General features: G+C 72.1%; 18 protein-coding genes. 14 read left to right on the forward strand and 4 right to left on the reverse strand.

Going from position 1 to position 18,095, the window contains the following annotated elements; translation table 11 throughout:
* Window positions 1-250: 250 nt before the first annotated feature.
* Genes dnaK through AC07A6_RS13555 form a run of 4 tightly spaced genes read left to right on the forward strand, consistent with a single transcriptional unit; the run spans window position 251 to window position 4,447 of the window.
* Window positions 251-2,098 (forward strand): molecular chaperone DnaK, encoded by a 1,848-nt coding sequence (dnaK, locus tag AC07A6_RS13540; RefSeq protein ID WP_362458754.1) that lies wholly within the window; start codon window positions 251-253, stop codon window positions 2,096-2,098.
* Window positions 2,098-2,763, forward strand: coding sequence for a nucleotide exchange factor GrpE (gene grpE, locus AC07A6_RS13545; RefSeq protein WP_362458757.1), 666 nt, complete (start codon window positions 2,098-2,100; stop codon window positions 2,761-2,763). Before dnaK ends, grpE begins: the two co-directional genes overlap by 1 nt.
* A gap of 39 nt (window positions 2,764-2,802) precedes the next feature.
* Complete coding sequence (gene dnaJ, locus AC07A6_RS13550; RefSeq protein ID WP_362458760.1) at window positions 2,803-3,978, forward strand: molecular chaperone DnaJ; 1,176 nt, start codon at window positions 2,803-2,805, stop codon at window positions 3,976-3,978.
* A gap of 1 nt (window position 3,979) precedes the next feature.
* On the forward strand, window positions 3,980-4,447 hold the full coding sequence (locus tag AC07A6_RS13555; protein WP_125813228.1) for a heat shock protein transcriptional repressor HspR: 468 nt from the start codon (window positions 3,980-3,982) through the stop codon (window positions 4,445-4,447).
* Window positions 4,448-4,559: 112 nt separating this feature from the next.
* Here AC07A6_RS13555 and AC07A6_RS13560 read toward each other — a convergent pair whose 3' ends face one another.
* A complete protein-coding gene (locus AC07A6_RS13560) occupies window positions 4,560-5,591 on the reverse strand; it encodes a helix-turn-helix transcriptional regulator (RefSeq protein WP_362458764.1) in 1,032 nt (343 codons plus the stop codon).
* An 85-nt stretch (window positions 5,592-5,676) separates the two neighbouring features.
* Here AC07A6_RS13560 and AC07A6_RS13565 point away from each other — a divergent pair, with 85 nt between their 5' ends.
* Both AC07A6_RS13565 and AC07A6_RS13570 read left to right on the forward strand, forming a co-directional pair.
* On the forward strand, window positions 5,677-5,877 hold the full coding sequence (locus AC07A6_RS13565) for a hypothetical protein (protein ID WP_285343631.1): 201 nt from the start codon (window positions 5,677-5,679) through the stop codon (window positions 5,875-5,877).
* Complete coding sequence (locus AC07A6_RS13570) at window positions 5,874-6,188, forward strand: Rieske (2Fe-2S) protein (RefSeq protein ID WP_030228709.1); 315 nt, start codon at window positions 5,874-5,876, stop codon at window positions 6,186-6,188. The genes AC07A6_RS13565 and AC07A6_RS13570 overlap by 4 nt, the downstream gene beginning before the upstream one ends.
* Before the next feature lie 164 nt (window positions 6,189-6,352).
* Here the strand turns inward: AC07A6_RS13570 and AC07A6_RS13575 are convergent, their stop codons facing one another.
* Window positions 6,353-6,757, reverse strand: coding sequence for a pyridoxamine 5'-phosphate oxidase family protein (locus AC07A6_RS13575; protein WP_385762828.1), 405 nt, complete (start codon window positions 6,755-6,757; stop codon window positions 6,353-6,355).
* Window positions 6,758-6,926: 169 nt separating this feature from the next.
* Between AC07A6_RS13575 and clpB the strand changes: the two genes are divergently transcribed.
* Together clpB and AC07A6_RS13585 are read left to right on the forward strand one after the other, a co-directional pair.
* Window positions 6,927-9,527 (forward strand): ATP-dependent chaperone ClpB, encoded by a 2,601-nt coding sequence (gene clpB, locus AC07A6_RS13580; protein WP_478777189.1) that lies wholly within the window; start codon window positions 6,927-6,929, stop codon window positions 9,525-9,527.
* A gap of 109 nt (window positions 9,528-9,636) precedes the next feature.
* A complete protein-coding gene (locus AC07A6_RS13585) occupies window positions 9,637-10,176 on the forward strand; it encodes a type III secretion system chaperone family protein (protein WP_362458774.1) in 540 nt (179 codons plus the stop codon).
* A gap of 47 nt (window positions 10,177-10,223) precedes the next feature.
* Here AC07A6_RS13585 and AC07A6_RS13590 read toward each other — a convergent pair whose 3' ends face one another.
* Together AC07A6_RS13590 and AC07A6_RS13595 are read right to left on the reverse strand one after the other, a co-directional pair.
* Window positions 10,224-11,375: a hypothetical protein gene (locus AC07A6_RS13590; RefSeq protein ID WP_478777190.1), complete on the reverse strand. Its 1,152-nt coding sequence runs from the start codon at window positions 11,373-11,375 to the stop codon at window positions 10,224-10,226.
* Window positions 11,376-11,383: 8 nt separating this feature from the next.
* Complete coding sequence (locus AC07A6_RS13595; RefSeq protein WP_478777191.1) at window positions 11,384-12,571, reverse strand: pyridoxal phosphate-dependent aminotransferase; 1,188 nt, start codon at window positions 12,569-12,571, stop codon at window positions 11,384-11,386.
* 128 nt (window positions 12,572-12,699) lie between these two features.
* On the opposite strand from AC07A6_RS13595, the gene AC07A6_RS13600 reads away from it, so the two are divergent.
* The 6 genes from AC07A6_RS13600 (at window position 12,700) to pyrE (ending at window position 17,856) form a co-directional block, all read left to right on the forward strand.
* Window positions 12,700-12,924, forward strand: coding sequence for a hypothetical protein (locus AC07A6_RS13600; RefSeq protein WP_478777192.1), 225 nt, complete (start codon window positions 12,700-12,702; stop codon window positions 12,922-12,924).
* 376 nt (window positions 12,925-13,300) lie between these two features.
* On the forward strand, window positions 13,301-13,819 hold the full coding sequence (locus AC07A6_RS13605; RefSeq protein ID WP_042801168.1) for a DUF2617 family protein: 519 nt from the start codon (window positions 13,301-13,303) through the stop codon (window positions 13,817-13,819).
* A gap of 117 nt (window positions 13,820-13,936) precedes the next feature.
* Entirely contained in the window at window positions 13,937-15,580 is a 1,644-nt protein-coding gene (locus tag AC07A6_RS13610; RefSeq protein ID WP_362458786.1) for a polyamine aminopropyltransferase, read from the forward strand.
* 54 nt (window positions 15,581-15,634) lie between these two features.
* Complete coding sequence (locus tag AC07A6_RS13615) at window positions 15,635-16,477, forward strand: SRPBCC domain-containing protein (protein ID WP_478777193.1); 843 nt, start codon at window positions 15,635-15,637, stop codon at window positions 16,475-16,477.
* A 19-nt stretch (window positions 16,478-16,496) separates the two neighbouring features.
* Window positions 16,497-17,285 carry an aldose epimerase family protein gene (locus tag AC07A6_RS13620; RefSeq protein ID WP_362458792.1) on the forward strand — a complete coding sequence of 263 codons (789 nt, stop codon included), beginning with the start codon at window positions 16,497-16,499 and terminating at the stop codon, window positions 17,283-17,285.
* Between the two features lie 31 nt (window positions 17,286-17,316).
* Complete coding sequence (gene pyrE / locus AC07A6_RS13625) at window positions 17,317-17,856, forward strand: orotate phosphoribosyltransferase (protein WP_007265023.1); 540 nt, start codon at window positions 17,317-17,319, stop codon at window positions 17,854-17,856.
* Window positions 17,857-18,095 lie beyond the last annotated feature (239 nt).

Raw genomic sequence — 18,095 nt, forward strand, 5'->3', positions numbered from 1 at the left:
CGAGCGACGGCCGCTGGCCGCCGGCCGCAGGTCCGGCCGCGCCGGCGATCGGGGCGACGGGTGCGCAGCGCCTGCGCGGTCCCGCGGCTCGGCGCGGGTGCGGGCTCGGGGCCGGCCCGGGCCAGGGGCTGTGCCCCTGAGCGTAAGCGCAGCCTAAAGGTTGAGCCCCCTCGACTCACCTCTGTTGACGCCAGCGCAGCGTTACGGCATTCTTGAGCCTGTTCCACTCAAGTCAGCTGGAGGAATTGAAATGGCACGTGCGGTCGGCATCGACCTGGGCACCACTAACTCCGTCGTCAGCGTTCTCGAAGGCGGCGAGCCCACCGTCATCACCAACGCCGAGGGTGCCAGGACCACGCCGTCCGTCGTCGCCTTCGCCAAGAACGGCGAGGTCCTCGTCGGCGAGGTGGCCAAGCGCCAGGCGGTCACGAACGTTGACCGGACCATCCGCTCCGTCAAGCGCCACATGGGCACTGACTGGAAGATCAACCTGGATGGCAAGGACTTCAACCCGCAGCAGATGAGCGCCTTCATCCTGCAGAAGCTGAAGCGCGACGCCGAGGCGTACCTGGGCGAGAAGGTCACGGACGCGGTCATCACCGTTCCTGCCTACTTCAACGACTCCGAGCGCCAGGCGACGAAGGAGGCCGGCGAGATCGCCGGTCTGAACGTCCTGCGCATCGTCAACGAGCCGACCGCCGCCGCCCTGGCGTACGGCCTCGACAAGGACGACCAGACCATTCTCGTCTTCGACCTCGGTGGCGGCACCTTCGACGTGTCGCTCCTGGAGATCGGCGACGGTGTCGTCGAGGTCAAGGCCACCAACGGTGACAACCACCTCGGTGGCGACGACTGGGACCAGCGCGTCGTCGACTACCTGGTGAAGCAGTTCGCCAACGGCCACGGCGTCGACCTGTCCAAGGACAAGATGGCGCTCCAGCGCCTGCGCGAGGCCGCCGAGAAGGCGAAGATCGAGCTGTCCTCCTCCACGGAGACCTCGATCAACCTGCCCTACATCACGGCCTCCGCCGAGGGCCCGCTGCACCTGGACGAGAAGCTCACCCGCGCCCAGTTCCAGCAGCTGACCGCGGACCTGCTCGACCGCTGCAAGACCCCGTTCCACAACGTCATCAAGGACGCCGGCATCGCGCTGTCCGAGATCGACCACGTGGTCCTGGTCGGCGGCTCCACCCGCATGCCGGCCGTCGCCGAGCTCGTCAAGGAGCTCACCGGCGGTCAGGACGCCAACAAGGGCGTCAACCCGGACGAGGTCGTCGCCATCGGCGCCACCCTCCAGGCCGGTGTCCTCAAGGGTGAGGTCAAGGACGTCCTGCTCCTCGACGTGACCCCGCTGTCCCTCGGCATCGAGACCAAGGGCGGCATCATGACCAAGCTCATCGAGCGCAACACGACCATCCCGACCAAGCGGTCGGAGATCTTCACGACGGCCGAGGACAACCAGCCGTCCGTGCAGATCCAGGTCTACCAGGGCGAGCGCGAGATCGCGGCGTACAACAAGAAGCTCGGCATGTTCGAGCTGACGGGCCTGCCGCCGGCCCCGCGCGGCGTCCCGCAGATCGAGGTCTCCTTCGACATCGACGCCAACGGCATCATGCACGTCACGGCCAAGGACCTTGGCACGGGCAAGGAGCAGAAGATGACCGTCACCGGCGGCTCCTCGCTCGGCAAGGACGAGGTCGACCGCATGCGCCAGGAGGCCGAGCAGTACGCGGACGAGGACCTGCGCCGCAAGGAGGCCGCCGAGTCCCGCAACCAGGGCGAGCAGCTCGTCTACCAGACGGAGAAGTTCCTCGCGGACAACGCGGAGAAGGTCCCGGCCGAGGTCAAGACCGAGGTCGAGACGGCCGTCACCGAGCTGAAGGACAAGCTCAAGGGCGAGGACACCGCCGAGATCCGCACCGCGACGGAGAAGCTGGCCGCGGTCAGCCAGAAGCTCGGCCAGGCCATCTACGCCGACGCCCAGGCCGCCCAGGGTGCCGCCGGCGCCGCGGGTGACGCGGGCCAGGCCAAGGCCGACGACGACGTCGTCGACGCCGAGATCGTCGACGACGAGAAGCCGAAGGGCGGCGCTGCCTGATGTCGGAGGAGACCCCGGGCTTCGACGAGAAGCCCGAAGTCCCCGCCGGCGCCGGCGCTGACGACGCGGAGCCGAAGGCCGCCGACTCCTCCAAGAAGGAGGACGAGGCGGCCCCGGCCGGGGACAAGGCTCAGGATGTTGCGCTGCTGGCGCAGCTGGACCAGGCCCGTACCGCGCTCGGCGAGCGCACCGCGGACCTCCAGCGGCTCCAGGCCGAGTACCAGAACTACCGTCGCCGCGTGGAGCGGGACCGGGTCGCCGTCAAGGAGATCGCGGTCGCGAGCCTGCTGACGGAGCTCCTCCCGACCCTGGACGACATCGGCCGGGCCCGGGAGCACGGCGAGCTGGTCGGCGGCTTCAAGTCGGTGGCCGAGTCGCTGGAGACCGCCGCCGCCAAGATGGGGCTGCAGCAGTTCGGCAAGGAGGGCGAGCCCTTCGACCCGACGATCCACGAGGCCCTGATGCACTCGTACGCGCCGGACGTCACCGAGACGACCTGCGTGGCGATCCTGCAGCCGGGGTACCGGATCGGCGAGCGCACGATCCGCCCCGCGCGGGTCGCGGTGGCCGAGCCCCAGCCGGGCGCGGCACCCGCCGCGAAGTCCGAGTCCGGCGACGGCGACACGCCGTCCGACAAGGACACGGATGCCCCCGACAAGGGCTGACGCACACCATGTAGGGATCCGAGAGGAGGGACACCGGGGATGAGCACGAAGGACTTCGTCGAGAAGGACTACTACAAGGTCCTCGGTGTCCCGAAGGACGCCACCGAGGCCGAGATCAAGAAGGCGTACCGGAAGCTCGCCCGCGAGTTCCACCCGGACGCCAACAAGGGCGACGCCTCGGCCGAGGAGCGCTTCAAGGAGATCTCCGAGGCGAACGACGTCCTCGGCGACGCCAAGAAGCGCAAGGAGTACGACGACGCCCGCGCGCTGTTCGGGAACGGCGGCTTCCGCGCCGGTCCCGGCGGCGGCGGCTCGTTCAACTTCGACCTGGGCGACCTCTTCGGGGGCACCCAGGCCGGCGGCCAGGGCGGCTTCGGCGGCGGCCTCGGCGACGTCTTCGGCGGCCTGTTCAACCGCGGCGCCGGGGCCGGTGCGGGGACCCGCACCCAGCCGCGCCGCGGCCAGGACATCGAGTCGGAGGTCACGCTCTCCTTCACGGAGGCCGTGGACGGCGCGACCGTGCCGCTGCGGATGTCCTCGCAGGCCCCCTGCAAGGCCTGTTCGGGCACCGGCGACAAGAACGGCACGCCCCGCGTCTGCCCGACCTGCGTCGGCACCGGCCAGGTCTCCCGGGGCAGCGGCGGCGGCTTCTCGCTGACCGACCCCTGCGCGGACTGCAAGGGCCGCGGCCTGATCGCGGAGAACCCCTGCGAGGTCTGCAAGGGCAGCGGGCGCGCGAAGTCCTCCCGCACCATGCAGGTCCGGATCCCGGCGGGCGTCTTCGACGGCCAGCGGATCCGGCTGCGCGGCAAGGGCGCCCCGGGCGAGCGCGGCGGCCCGGCCGGCGACCTGTACGTCGTCGTGCACGTCGGCAGCCACCCGGTGTTCGGCCGCAAGGACGACAACCTCACGGTGACCGTGCCCGTCACGATCGCGGAGGCGGCCCTCGGAGCCGACATCAAGGTTCCGACCCTGGGCGGCCCGGCGGTGACGCTGAAGCTGCCCCCGGGCACCCCGACCGGCCGTACGATGCGGGCCCGCGGCAAGGGCGCGGTCCGCAAGGACGGCACCCGCGGCGACCTGCTCGTCACGGTGGAGGTCGCGGTTCCGGCGGAGTTGTCCGACAAGGCCCGCGAGGCCCTGGAGATGTACCGGGACGCGACCGGGTCCGAGGATCCGCGTGCCCTCCTGTTCGAGTCCGCGAAGGGAGCATGACATGGACGGCCGCCGACGACAGCCCCGCTTCGGCGAGGGGGCGTACCAGCTCACCGACGAGACCCCGGTCTACGTGATCTCGGTGGCCGCCCAGCTCTCGGGCCTGCATCCGCAGACCCTGCGCCAGTACGACCGCCTCGGTCTGGTCTCGCCGGACCGTACGGCCGGCCGCGGCCGGCGGTATTCGGCGAGGGACATCGAGCTGCTCCGCACGGTGCAGCAGCTGTCCCAGGACGAGGGCATCAACCTGGCCGGCATCAAGCGGATCATCGAACTGGAGAACCAGGTGGCCGCGCTCCAGCAGCGCGTGGCCGAGCTGTCCGCCGCCGTGGACGGGGCGGCCGCCGCCCTCCAGGCCCGTGAGGCCCAGGTGCACGCCTCGTACCGCCGCGACCTGGTCCCGTACCAGCCGCCGGTGCCGGGCAGCGCGCTGGTCGTCTGGCGCCCCACCAAGCGCCCGGGCGACTGACCGCGGCCCCCGCACGCCGTGAAGGCCCCGTCGGGCCTCTCCCGCACAGGAGGAGCCCGACGGGGCCTTCGGCGTGTCCCGGGGGCTCCTGAGGGCCTCCCGAGGGCCCCTGTCAGCCCTCGGGGAGCTGGGCGGGCCCCTGGCCGTGCAGGATCCCGGACTGGGCGATGAGGTAGCCCAGCTGGGCCCTGCTGCCGCTGCCCAGGGCGGCGGCCAGCTTCGCTATGTGCGCGCGGCAGGTGCGTACGTTCATTCCCAGCCGGCGGGCGATCGCCTCGTCCACGTGGCCCTCGATCAGCAGCTGTGCAATGGAGCGCTGCACTCCGGAGATACCATCCGGACTGTGCGTGTACGTGACCTCGTCGCCCAACGGCACGGCCCTGCGCCAGAGTTGCTCGAAGACCTTGATGAGGTAGTCCACCAGTCCCGGGTGCCGCAGCTCCAGGGCCACCCGCCGGTCGTCGCTGGCGGGGATGATGGCCACGGTGCGGTCGAAGATCATGAGACGCTCGATCAGCTCCTCCAGCGTGCGGATCTCGACCTTTCCGGCGGAGATCCGGTCCACGTAGGCGAGCGTGCCCTGGCTGTGCCGCACCGTGTGCTGGTAGAGCGTGCGGATGCTCACCCCGCGGTCGATCATCGGCGTGGCCCGCTCCAGGGACTCGCTGAGCACGTTGGTCGGCCGGGCGCCACCCGGCTGGACCGTCAGGGCCTCGGTGTGGCACTCGGCGGTGGCCAGGTCGATGGCGGCGTTGATCTGGTCGAAGCCCTCCAGCACCGTGATGGCGTGGGTGTTGGCGGGGCTTTGTGCGCTGATGGTCAGGAACGGCTCGAATGCGTCGGTGAGATCTACGGCGGTGCGCCTGCGCTCCTGGATCTCGCGTTCGAGCGGATGGAGCCGTTGGGCCAGTGCGATGGACGGGGGAACCGCGCGCAGCTGGTTGGCGTCGTCCGGGTCGGGTCGCAGTAGCGCGAATTCGAGCAGGCAGGGGGCGTTCGCGACCTCGCCGCGGGCGACGCGGCCGGTGCTCAGGGCCGCCGCGTAGAGTCGCGCGCCCTCGGTGCACATCTCCGTGACGGGGTGGCGATGTGTCGGGTTTATGTCGCTCTTGGGCAAATCTCCACCCCCCAGGGTCCTGAACATGTAAGAACATGATGCATCGTCCCTGTGGCACTGACGTGCCTGAATGAGCCATCGTCTGACAGTGCGGGGGAGAGGATTCCATCAAGTGAGGACGAAGCCGACCATGTATAAGAGAATGCTTCGCTCGGCGCTTGCCGTTGTTTTCTCCGCCGTTGCGGTCTTTGGGGCGGTCGTCGCCGTCGACGGGGACACGGGAAGCGCTCAGGCTGCTGCCGGTCCGTCGGCCGGAACCGCCGTCGAGAGCGATTTCGGCTGGAACAGCACCCCTGCGAAGGCCTCGTCATGACCCCCGACGACCGCGACTTCCGCCGCGAAATGGCATCCGCGTACCGCTCGGGATGGCAGTTCATAGACCTCGCCACGGCGATCCCCTACGCCGGCGATTCGTTGATGGTCACTCTTTTCGGCCAGCCGATCGTCGTCGTGCGCGAAGAGGACGAGGACGTCCGCGCCTACCGCTGCCTGCGCCGCCCCCGGGGCGCACCGCAGCCCGTCCGCTGTGAAGTGCGGTACGGCATGGTCTTCGTCAACCTCGACCAGCGGGACCACCAGCTGTTCGAGCCCGATATCACCACCGCCACCCCCCGCAGTGCCTGAGGCGATTCCCCCGTCGTTGCAGATCGCTCCAGGTGCTACCCCCACACAACGGCGCCATCGTGGACCTGACCACGATGGCGCCGTTGTGATGTCCGCGTCCAGTGGTTGAACCGGACAATCGCTTTCCGGGCTCAGGTCCGGCCCAGGCCCGCCTCGGGCCCGCCTCAGGCCCGGCCCATGGCCCGGTCGAGGGTGATCTCCAGGACCACCCGGTCCGGATTGGGCGAGGGCATCCGCCCGTACCGCTCCGCGTAGCGCGCCACGGCCTCGGCGACCGCCGCCTCGTCCGTACGGATCACCGCGCGCCCCTCCAGGGTGGCCCAGCGCCGGCCCTCCATCTGGCAGACCGCCACCCGGGCGCCGCCGCCGGCCGCCGCCAGGACGTTGCGGACCTTCTTGCTGTGCTTGTTGCTGATCACCCGCGCCAGCCCCGCCTCCGGGTCGTAGGTCACGCCGACGGGCACCACGTGCGGCGTGCCGTCCGGGCGCGGGGTGGTCAGGGTGCAGACGTGCCGCTCCCGCCAGAAGGCGAGGTACTCGGGCGTCGGGTTGAGTACGTCATGGGACATGGGCCGAAGCGTACGCCCGCGTACCCGCCGGATCCGGCGGCAGAATGGCCCCGGACGATGCCTTGAGTGGAATAGACTCAACTTTGCAGATGCTGAATCTGTCAGAGTGCGCATCCGGCCAGCCGGGTGCGACGCGTCACGTACGCCCGCCGGAGAGGAGAAACCGAGAGTGGACGCCGAGCTGACCAACAAGAGCCGCGACGCCCTGAACGCGGCCACGAGCAGGGCCGTCAAGGACGGCCACGCCGACCTGACCCCCGCGCACCTCCTGCTGGCGCTGCTCGCCGGCGAGGACAACGAGAACGTCGTCGACCTGCTGGTCGCCACCGACGCCGACCAGGCCGCCGTCCGCGCCGGCGCCGAGCGCCTGCTCGCCGCCCTGCCCAGCGTCACCGGCTCCACCGTCGCGCCCCCGCAGCCCAGCCGCGACCTGCTCGCCGTACTGGCCGAGGCCGACTCCCAGGCCGGCCGCCTCGGCGACGAGTACCTCTCCACCGAACACCTCCTCATCGCCATCGCCGCCAAGGGCGGACCGGCCGGTGAGGTCCTTTCCGCCCAGGGCGCCACGGCGAAGAAGCTGCTGGACGCCTTCCAGAACGCACGAGGAGCACGGCGGGTGACCACCCCCGACCCCGAGGGCCAGTACAAGGCCCTGGAGAAGTTCGGCACCGACTTCACCGCCGCCGCCCGCGACGGCAAGCTCGACCCCGTCATCGGCCGCGACCACGAGATCCGGCGCGTCGTCCAGGTCCTCTCCCGCCGCACCAAGAACAACCCGGTGCTCATCGGCGAGCCCGGCGTCGGCAAGACCGCCGTCGTCGAGGGCCTGGCCCAGCGCATCGTCAAGGGCGACGTCCCCGAGTCCCTCAAGGGCAAGCGGCTCGTCTCCCTCGACCTCGGCGCGATGGTGGCCGGCGCCAAGTACCGCGGCGAGTTCGAGGAGCGCCTGAAGACCGTCCTCGCCGAGATCAAGTCGAGCGAGGGCCAGATCATCACCTTCATCGACGAGCTGCACACCGTCGTCGGCGCCGGGGCCGGCGGGGACTCCGCCATGGACGCGGGCAACATGCTCAAGCCCATGCTGGCCCGCGGCGAGCTGCGCATGGTCGGCGCGACCACCCTGGACGAGTACCGCGAGCGCATCGAGAAGGACCCGGCGCTGGAGCGCCGCTTCCAGCAGGTGCTGGTCGCCGAGCCCACCGTCGAGGACACCATCGCGATCCTGCGCGGGCTCAAGGGCCGCTACGAGGCCCACCACAAGGTCGTCATCAACGACAGCGCCCTCGTCGCCGCCGCCACCCTCTCCGACCGCTACATCACCTCCCGTTTCCTGCCCGACAAGGCCATCGACCTCGTCGACGAGGCGGCCTCCCGGCTCCGCATGGAGATCGACTCCTCGCCCGTGGAGATCGACGAGCTCCAGCGCTCCGTGGACCGGATGCGGATGGAGGAGCTGGCGCTGAAGAACGAGTCCGACCCGGCCTCCCTCGAACGCCTCGACAAGATCCGCAAGGACCTCGCCGACCGGGAGGAGGAGCTGCGCGGCCTCACCGCCCGCTGGGAGAAGGAGAAGCAGTCCCTCAACCGCGTCGGCGAGCTCAAGGAGCGCCTGGACGACCTGCGCGGCCAGGCCGAGCGCGCCCAGCGCGACGGAGACTTCGACACCGCCTCCAAGCTGCTCTACGGGGAGATCCCGGGGCTGGAGCGGGAGCTCGCCGAGGCCACCGAGGCCGAGGAGGAGGCCGCCAAGACCGGCGCCGCGAAGAACAGCATGGTCAAGGACGAGGTCGGCCCCGACGACATCGCCGACGTGGTCGGCGCCTGGACCGGGATCCCGGCCGGCCGGCTCCTCGAAGGGGAGACCCAGAAGCTCCTGCGCATGGAGGACGAGCTGGGCCGCCGCCTGATCGGCCAGACCGAGGCCGTACGGGCCGTCGCGGACGCCGTGCGCCGCACCCGGGCCGGCATCGCCGACCCGGACCGCCCCACCGGCTCGTTCCTCTTCCTGGGCCCGACGGGCGTGGGCAAGACCGAGCTGGCCAAGGCCCTCGCGGACTTCCTCTTCGACGACGAGCGGGCCATGGTCCGCATCGACATGTCCGAGTACTCCGAGAAGCACAGCGTGGCCCGGCTCGTCGGCGCCCCGCCCGGCTACGTCGGCTACGAGGAGGGCGGCCAGCTCACCGAGGCCGTCCGGCGCCGCCCGTACAGCGTGGTGCTGCTGGACGAGGTCGAGAAGGCCCACCCCGAGGTCTTCGACATCCTGCTCCAGGTCCTCGACGACGGCCGCCTCACCGACGGCCAGGGCCGTACGGTGGACTTCCGCAACACCATCCTGATCCTGACCTCGAACCTGGGCAGCCAGTTCCTGGTGGACCCCGTCACCCCGGCCGAGCAGAAGAAGGCGCAGGTCCTGGAGGTGGTCCGGGCGAGCTTCAAGCCGGAGTTCCTCAACCGCCTCGACGACCTCGTCGTCTTCTCCGCGCTGACCCGCGACGAGCTGGCGCACATCGCCGAGCTCCAGATCGCCCGGCTCGCCAAGCGCCTCGCCGACCGCCGGCTCGCCCTGGACGTCACCCCCGAGGCCCTGGCCTGGCTGGCGGACAAGGGCAACGACCCGGCGTACGGCGCCCGCCCCCTGCGCCGCCTGATCCAGACGGCCGTGGGCGACCGCCTCGCCAAGGAGATCCTCTCCGGCGAGGTCCGCGACGGCGACACCGTACGGGTCGACGTGGCCGGCGAGGACCTGCTGGTCGGCCGGGCCCTGTAAGGGCCGCCGGGGCCCCGTGTCCGCCGGGAGCGGATCGCGGGTGCGGGGCTGGACACGGGGTAGGCGAGATGGGGGAGGATGGCGTCATCCGCACGAAGGGAAGTACACGGTGAGCATCGACCCGGCCTCGATTCCGAACTTCGGGGGTCAGCCCGAACCGCAAGGCCAAGGACCGGCGGGCCCCGTCGTCCCCGACCAGGACCTGGTGAAGCAGCTCCTGGAGCAGATGGAGCTGAAGTACGTCGTCGACGACGAGGGTGACCTCGCGGCGCCGTGGGAGGACTTCCGCACCTACTTCATGTTCCGCGGCGAGGGCGAGCAGCAGGTCTTCTCCGTGCGGACCTTCTACGACCGTCCGCACGCCATCGACGACAAGCCGCAGCTGCTGGAGTCGATCGACGACTGGAACCGCCGCACCCTGTGGCCCAAGGTCTACAGCCACACGCACGACGACGGCTCGGTCCGCCTGATCGGCGAGGCGCAGATGCTGATCGGCACCGGCGTCAGCCTGGAGCACTTCGTGTCCTCCACGGTCAGCTGGGTCCGCGCGTCGATCGAGTTCGACAAGTGGCTGCTGGAGCAGCTCGGCCTGGAGAAGGACGTCGACTCCGCCGAGGGCGACGAGAAGAAGGAGGAGGACGGCGAGTAGCCGTCCCCCCTCCCCCTGCAGGCCTCCTCCCGGGCCTCCAGGGCCTCCTACAGGGGCACCTCCGCCATGAGCAGCAGGTACGCCCCGTAGGTCCACGAGAGCCCGGCCAGGCCGGCGGTCACCGCGACCGCCGTGCGCGGCCGGGCTCTCGCCACTGCGGCCGCCACCGGCAGCAGCAGCGGGAACGCGGGCAGCAGGAAGCGCGGCTTCGACTCGAAGAAGCCCGCCCCGCCGAAGGTGATCACCAGCAGTGTCGCGGTGTACACGAGCAGCGGCAGCGGCGTCCGGTCCAGTACGGCCGGCACCGCCAGCAGCCCGGCGGCGGCGAGCACGGCCAGCGTCACCGCGACCGGTACGGTCACGGGCCCGCCGGACAGGGCCTTCCAGGCCGTCTCCAGGGTCCCGCCGCCGAAGTCGAAGCGCGAGCCCCACTGCCGCTGGACGGTGAAGTAGCCGAGGGGGTCGTGGCGGTGCGCCCCGACGGCCACGACGTACGAGGCCCAGCCCGCGGGCGCGAGCAGCCCGGCCGCCCACACCCCGGGCGCCCGGTTGCCCCGTACCAGCAGCTCCCGCAGGGCCACGACGGTCACGGCGGCGGCGACGGCGATCCCGGTGGGCCGGGTCAGACCGGCGAGCGCGGCCAGGGAGGCCGCCCACAGCCAGCGCCCCCGCAGCAGCGCGTACAGCGACCAGGCGGCCAGTGCGCACAGCAGGGGCTCGGTGTAGGCCAGGCCCAGCACCACCGCGTGCGGCAGCGAGGCCCACAGCGCGACGAGCAGCACCCCGGCCCGCGCCCCGAGCAGCAGCTCCCCGATCCGGTACACCCCGACGGCGGCAGCGGCGGCGGCCGTCCAGGACACGACGAGCCCGGCGACGGGGCCGCCGCCGGTGAGGTCCACCAGCAGCGGGTACAGCGGGAAGAAGGCGTAGTCGCTCTGGATGGAGTCGGAGGCGGGCCACATCTGGGTGCGGCCGTAGCCGCGGGAGGCGATGGAGAGGTACCAGAAGGAGTCCCAGGAGCCGCCGAGCACCTTCACCGGGTCCTTGCCCGCCCACCAGGCACCGAGGGCGACGACCAGCGCCCCCGTCCCGCGCACGGCGGCGAACGCCCCGAGCGCGACCCCGGCCGACCGGGCCGTCCCCCGTCTTCGCCGGGTCCGCCCGGGGGCGGACGCCACCTCTCTCGTCGGCGTGTCCATACCGGGCCTCAGAGCCGGCGGAGGCGGTCCACGGCCTCCTGGAGGACGTCGGTCCGCTTGCAGAAGGCCCAGCGGACCTGGGTGGCCCCGGCGGACTTGTCGTCGTAGAAGACCTGGTTCGGGATGGCGACGACCCCGCACCGCCCGGGCAGGGCGCGGCAGAAGGCGAGGCCGTCCTTCTCGCCCAGGGGCGAGACGTCGGTGGTGATGAAGTACGTGCCCTGCGGGCGGAAGACCTCGAAGCCGGCGGCGGCGAGCCCGTCGGAGAGGAGGTCGCGCTTGGCGGCGAGGTCCGCGCGGAACTCGTCGAAGTAGGAGCCGGGGAGGGCGAGTGCCTCGGCGACGGCGTACTGGAAGGGGCCGGAGGAGACGTACGTCAGGAACTGCTTGGCGGAGCGGACCGCAGAGACCAGCGCGGGCGGGGCGGTGATCCAGCCGACCTTCCAGCCGGTGAAGGAGAAGGTCTTGCCGGCGGAGGAGATGGTGACGGTGCGTTCGCGCATGCCGGGCAGGGAGGCCAGCGGCACGTGCGCGCCCTCGAAGACGAGGTGCTCGTACACCTCGTCGGTGACGACGAGGAGGTCGCGCTCCACGGCGAGTTCGGCGATGACGGCCAGTTCCTCGCGGGTCAGGACGGTGCCCGTGGGGTTGTGCGGGGTGTTGAGCAGGAGCAGCCGGGTGCGCGGGGTGATCGCGTCGCGCAGGGCGTCGAGGTCGGGGCGGAAGTGCGGGGCGCGCAGGGTGAGCGGGACGCGGACCGCGCCCGCCATGGCGATGCAGGCGGCGTAGGAGTCGTAGAACGGTTCCAGCGCGATGACCTCGTCGCCCGGTTCGAGGAGGGCGAGGAGGGAGGCGGCGATGGCCTCGGTGGCGCCGGCGGTGACGAGGACCTCGGTGTCCGGGTCGTAGGACAGGCCGTAGAAGCGCTGCTGGTGGGCGGTGATCGCGGTGCGCAGTTCGGGGATGCCCGGGCCGGGCGGGTACTGGTTGCCGCGGCCGTCGCGGATCGCGCGTACGGCCGCTTCGGCGATCTCGGCGGGGCCGTCGGTGTCGGGGAAGCCCTGGCCCAGGTTGATCGACCCGGTGGCGGCGGCCAGCGCCGACATCTCCGCGAAGATCGTGGTGCCGAAGGCGGCGAGGCTGCGGTTGAGGAAGGGGCGGCTGCTGTTGCCCGCGGGTGCGCTCATGGGCGTCATCCTCGGGGGAACCTCTGGAGTTGCTCAAGTGTGCTTTCGAGGCTTTGGCCTGCGGGCATCCCTCCTCCACGCGGGCCACGGGGGTGCCGCGACCCGGGCGACCGGGGTGTGGGGAAGGAGGCGGGAACGTGACCCTGGTTCTGATTCTCGTGGCGGTGGCGGTCGTGGGCTTCGTCGTCCTGGTGGCGCGTTTGGGCGGGTCGGGCGGCAGCGGGTCCGGCTCCGGCTCCGGCTCCGGTGGTTCCGGGTCCAGCTGGTGGGCCGGCGGCGGGGGCTCCTCGTCCTCCTGCGGTTCGTCCTCGTCGTGCGGGTCCTCGTCCTCCTGCGGTGGCGGGGGCTGCGGGTCCAGCTGACACTGGTACGTGCGCCGCGGGCCGTGTTCCGTGAACCGCGGTCCGCGCCGTGTGCGGAAGGCGCGCGTACCCCGTGTGGACAAGACGCCCGGCGGGGACAACTTCCTTCGGGCGTCTTCTTGTTCGGGCGGTCACTACGGCGTACGGGCGGCGTGGTGTTGAACAGGTGAACCGTGAAGCCCCCGGGGGGATGTAAACCCCGTCAAGTTGGGTAAAAACGCTGTGAGTGCCGTGCCTTTCATGATTCCCTCGGTTGAGTAGACCAGTCTCCGGACCTTCCGGGACTTCCTGTGGACCCGTGCCGGTGTCCCCCCACCCGTTGACTACCGCTGGCGGGCCCCGGCCCATCTCCCTCGCGCGTTTGCGGAGCCGACTCATGCTCACGACCCTCCAGACCACCTACACCGACACGCGTGCCGCCGATCTCGCCTGGGCCCTGGGACGCGACCGGCTGCCCGCCCTGGCCGTACTGAACCTCCAGCTCGCGGACGCGAAGGTGGAGTTGCGCCTGCTCGGGGCCTCTCACCAGGTGCTCCTGGAGGAGGGCGAGGTGCTCTGTTCGGAGACGGTCGCCTGTATGCCCGGCAGCAGTACGCCGCTGCCGCTCGGCGTGGCGAAGCGGGTGGGCGACTGGGAGTACGAGTTCGCCGCGCGGGTCGAGACCCTCTCCCGGGGGTCCTTCGCGGGGCGGGCGCAGGAGCTGCTCGCGCTGGTCGCGGATCACCCGAACGGGCTAGCAGGCACCTTCCCCGGTGACCCGCACGCGTTCACCGCGATGCTCGCGCAGCGGCACGAGGGCCAGGTGCGCTGGCGCACCTGGCACGCCTACCCGCAGGAGGGTCAGCTGGTGGCCACCCGCACCCGGGTGGGCGTGCGCATGGGGGCCCCCGTCTAGCCCCCGTCCAGCCCCCGCCGGGACCCGGTGCGATTACGCCAACTGGCCTGATCGACAAGGTACTTGCACCCATGTGGGTGACAGGGTGTCGGTGGGCGGTGACGTACGGTTCGCTGCATGATCGACCGTTCCGCCCCCCGCGGGGTGCTCCCGGCGGCGGAGCCGCGGGGCGTGCAGACCGTCCAGGCCGCCCTGCCCGTACGCCCCCGGACCGGCCGACTCCTCGTGCTGGCCACCGTGTTCGTCTGCGCCGCCTGCGGGCTCGTGTACGAGCTGGAACTGCTCGCCCTCGGCTCGTACCTCATCGGCGACTCCGTCACGCAGGCGTCGGTCGTCCTGTCCGTCATGGTCTTCGCCATGGGCGTCGGCTCCCTCCTCGCCAAACGCCTGCGCCACCGGCCCGCCTTCGGCTTCGGCGCCATCGAGGCCGTGCTCGCCCTGCTCGGCGGCTTCTCCGCCATGGCCCTGTACGCCAGCTTCGCCTGGCTGGGGGAGTCCCGGCCGGCCCTCGTCGCGTTCTCCTTCGGCATCGGGGTCCTCATCGGCGCCGAGATCCCGCTGCTGATGGTCCTCATCCAGCGCATCCGCAGACAGGACGCCGGCGGGGCCGTCGCCGACCTCTTCGCCGCCGACTACGTGGGCGCCCTGGCCGGCGGGCTCGCGTTCCCCTTCCTGCTGCTGCCCGTGCTCGGCCAGCTCACCGGAGCCATGCTGACCGGCACGGTGAACGCCGTCGTCGGCGGCGGACTCGTCCTGTGGCTGTTCCGCCACGACCTCAGCAGACGCTGCCGCTGGCTGCTGGTCACCGCCAACGCGACCGTCCTCGCCCTGCTCGCCTCCGCCACCGTCCTCGTCGACGACTTCGAGCGGGCCGCGCGCACCGCCGTCTACGGCGCCGAGGTACGGGTCGCCGCACAGACCGGCGTGCAGGAACTGGTGCTGACCGGGCCGTCGACCGGCTCCCCGCGCTCCCTGGACCTCTTCCTCGACGGGCGGCTGCGGGTCAGCGGCTACGACGAGTACCGGTACCACGAGGCCCTGGTCCACCCCGCGATGACCGGCCCGCACGCCCGGGTCCTGGTCCTCGGCGGCGGCGACGGGCTCGCCGCCCGCGAGGTGCTGCGCTACCGGGACGTCGCCTCCGTCACCGTCGTCGAGCTCGACCCCGGCGTGGTCCGCCTCGCCCGCACCGACCCGATGCTCTCCGCGCTCAACGCCCGGGCGTACGCGGACCCGCGCCTGGGCGTCGTCACCGAGGACGCCTTCCGCTGGCTGCGGGGCCCCGCCGCGCGGGACCGCTTCGACGTCATCGTCTCCGACCTGCCCGACCCGGGCATCACCCCGAGCACCAAGCTGTACTCGCAGGAGTTCTACGGGCTCGCCGCGCGGGCCCTGAAGCCGGGCGGGCGCATCGCGGTGCACGCCGGCCCCCTCACCACGAGGCCGCGTACGTACTGGACCGTCGAGTCCACCCTGCGCGCGGCCGGGCTGCTCACCACCCCGTACAGCACGGGCGGCCGGCTCTCCGGCTTCGCCGCCGGGCCCGACCGCACCCAGGGCGCGGCCGACGCGCCGCCGCAGGACTGGGGCTTCGTGCTCGCCGCCCGCGACCGGGTCCCCGAGCTGCGCGTGGACCGCGACACCCCCGCCCTGCGGGCCGTGTCCACCCGGGGGCTGCAGGACGCGGCCCGGGACGCCGCCCGCAGCCGGCCGGCCGCCGGGCTGCCGCCGTCCACGCTGCCGCATCCGCGTTACCACTGACCCGTGGCGTCGTGTCCGTGTGCAGGGGCGGGCACCCTCGGTAGGCTCGGCCGCATGGAGCATCAGGTGTTCGTTCCGGTACCGGCACAAGACGTCCGCGCCGTGCTGCGCGACCCCGCCCGGGTGGCCCGCTGCGTCCCCGGGCTCCAGCAGGACGCCGACACCGCGTCCGGGCCGCTGGCCGGGCGGCTCAAGGTGCGGGTCGGCGGCCACACCGTGACCTACCGGGGCGCCCTGGCCATCACCGAACGGGACCCCGACCACTTCGCCGCGGAGGGCGGGGGCAGCGAGGTGCGGGGCAGCGGCACCGTCACCCTCGCGCTCGTGCTGAGGCTGGTCCCGCACGACGGCGGGACCCTGCTGGAGTTCAGCGGCGGGGCCACCGCCGACGGCCGGGCCGCCGCCTTCGACCCGGGGGCCACCGCCACCGCCGCCGGACGGCTCCTCGACCGCTTCGCCGCCAACCTGGCCGGCGCGGCCGGCACCGCGGGCGAGTCCGTCGCCGGGGCCGGGCAGGAGGGGGCCGGACCCGCCGGCGCCGTGCCGTCCGAGCCGTCCGTGTTCGACACCGAGGTGCCGCCGCCCTCCCTCGACCCCTTCCTGGAAGGCGAGTTCGCGGACTTCGCCGCCTTCGCCGAGCCGGAGGAGGAGGAAGGGCAGGGCGCGGGCCCCGCCGGCCCCGGGCGGCCGCCGGCCGAGGCCGCCCACGCCCGCCGCACGATGATCGGCCGCAGCGCCGAGGAGGTCGACCACGCGCCCCCGCGCGGCCGTTACGCCCCGGTCCCGGCGCCTTCCGCCTCCGACGGGGGCAACGGCCTGCGCTGGATCGCCCCGGCGGCGGCCCTGGCCCTCGCCTCGGCGGTCGTGGTCGGAAGGGCGTTGCGCCGCCGTCGCTGACGAGCCGTAGGGTCGCCGTATGACTACGCGACTGAGCGCCGGCGGCGCCGAAATCACCATCGATCAGGAGAACGGCTGCCGGGTCAGCGGTCTGCGCGTCGACGGCATCGAGCTGCTGCGGCAGGGCCCGAAGTACGGGGCCTTCCCGATGGTCCCGTGGTGCGGGCGCACGGCGAACGGGCGGTTCCACGACGGCGCCGCCGTCCACCAGCTGCCGCTCAACCACCCGCCGCACGCCATCCACGGCTTCGCCCGGGACGCGCCCTGGAAGACGGCCTCGGCCACCGCCACCACCGCGGCCTTCACCTACGACCTCACCGACCCCTGGCCCTACTCCGGCCGGGTGACGCAGCTCTTCGAGCTGGGCGCGGACGCGCTGACGATCCGCCTGGGCGTGGAGACGTACCAGGACTCCTTTCCGGCGCAGGCGGGCTGGCACCCCTGGTTCAACCGGGTCCTGACCGAGGGCGGGGAGCCGGCCCGGATCGGCTTCGACCCGGCCTGGCAGGAGGAGCGCGACGAGGACCACATCCCCACCGGCCGCCGCACCGACCCGAAGCCCGGCCCCTGGGACGACTGCTTCGGCATGCCCTACGGGGTCGACGTCACCCTCACCTGGCCCGGTCAGCTGGAGCTGAAGGTCACCAGCCCCGCCGAATGGGTGGTCGTGTACGACGAGCAGCCCGAGGCCGTCTGCGTCGAGCCCCAGTCCGGCCCGCCGAACGGCCTCAACAGCCTCCCGCGCCTGGTCACGCCGGTGGACCCGCTGGAGGTCTCCACGACCTGGACGTGGCGACGCCTCGGCTGAGCCGCCGGACGCACCCCCTAAGCTCGACGGCATGACTGACGTACGCGATGCGCTTCTGCAGCAGATCAAGGACAAGGCCGTCGTGCACGGCAAGGTGACGCTCTCCTCCGGCAAGGAAGCCGACTACTACATCGACCTCCGCCGGATCACCCTCGACGGCGAGGCCGCCCCGCTGGTCGGGCAGGTCATGCTGGACCTCACCGCCGACCTGGAGTTCGACTGCGTCGGCGGCCTGACCCTGGGCGCCGACCCGGTCGCCACCTCGATGCTGCACGCCTCCGCCGCGCGTGGCGAGCGCCTGGACGCCTTCGTCGTCCGCAAGGCGCAGAAGGCCCACGGCATGCAGCGCCGCATCGAGGGCACCGAGGTGAAGGGCAAGCGCTGCCTGGTCGTCGAGGACACCTCGACCACCGGCGGCTCCCCGCTGACCGCCGTCGAGGCGGTCCGCGAGGCCGGCGGCGAGGTCGTCGCCGTCGCCACCATCGTGGACCGCGGCGCGGCCGACGCGATCGCCGCCGCCGGCCTGCCCTACCTCACCGGCTACCAGCTCGGGGACCTGGGCCTCGCCTGACCCCTCCCGCCCCGGCCCGGCCGTCTCGGATCGTGGTCGCGCGGGGGTGACGGGCAGGCCTGGGAGCGGGTACGGGACAACTGGTGACCAAGGTCCCGGAAGTCCATGCTCCGGTCCTGACCTGCGACTTTCCCGGCGGGGGGGGGGGGGGGGGGGGGGGGGGTAGGCCGGGGGGGGGGGAGAGGAAAAGAAGCGGAACCACACACAACAAAACAAAACAGGGGAGGGAGGGGGGGGGC

This window comes from Streptomyces sp. NPDC044002 (genome assembly GCF_056434525.1).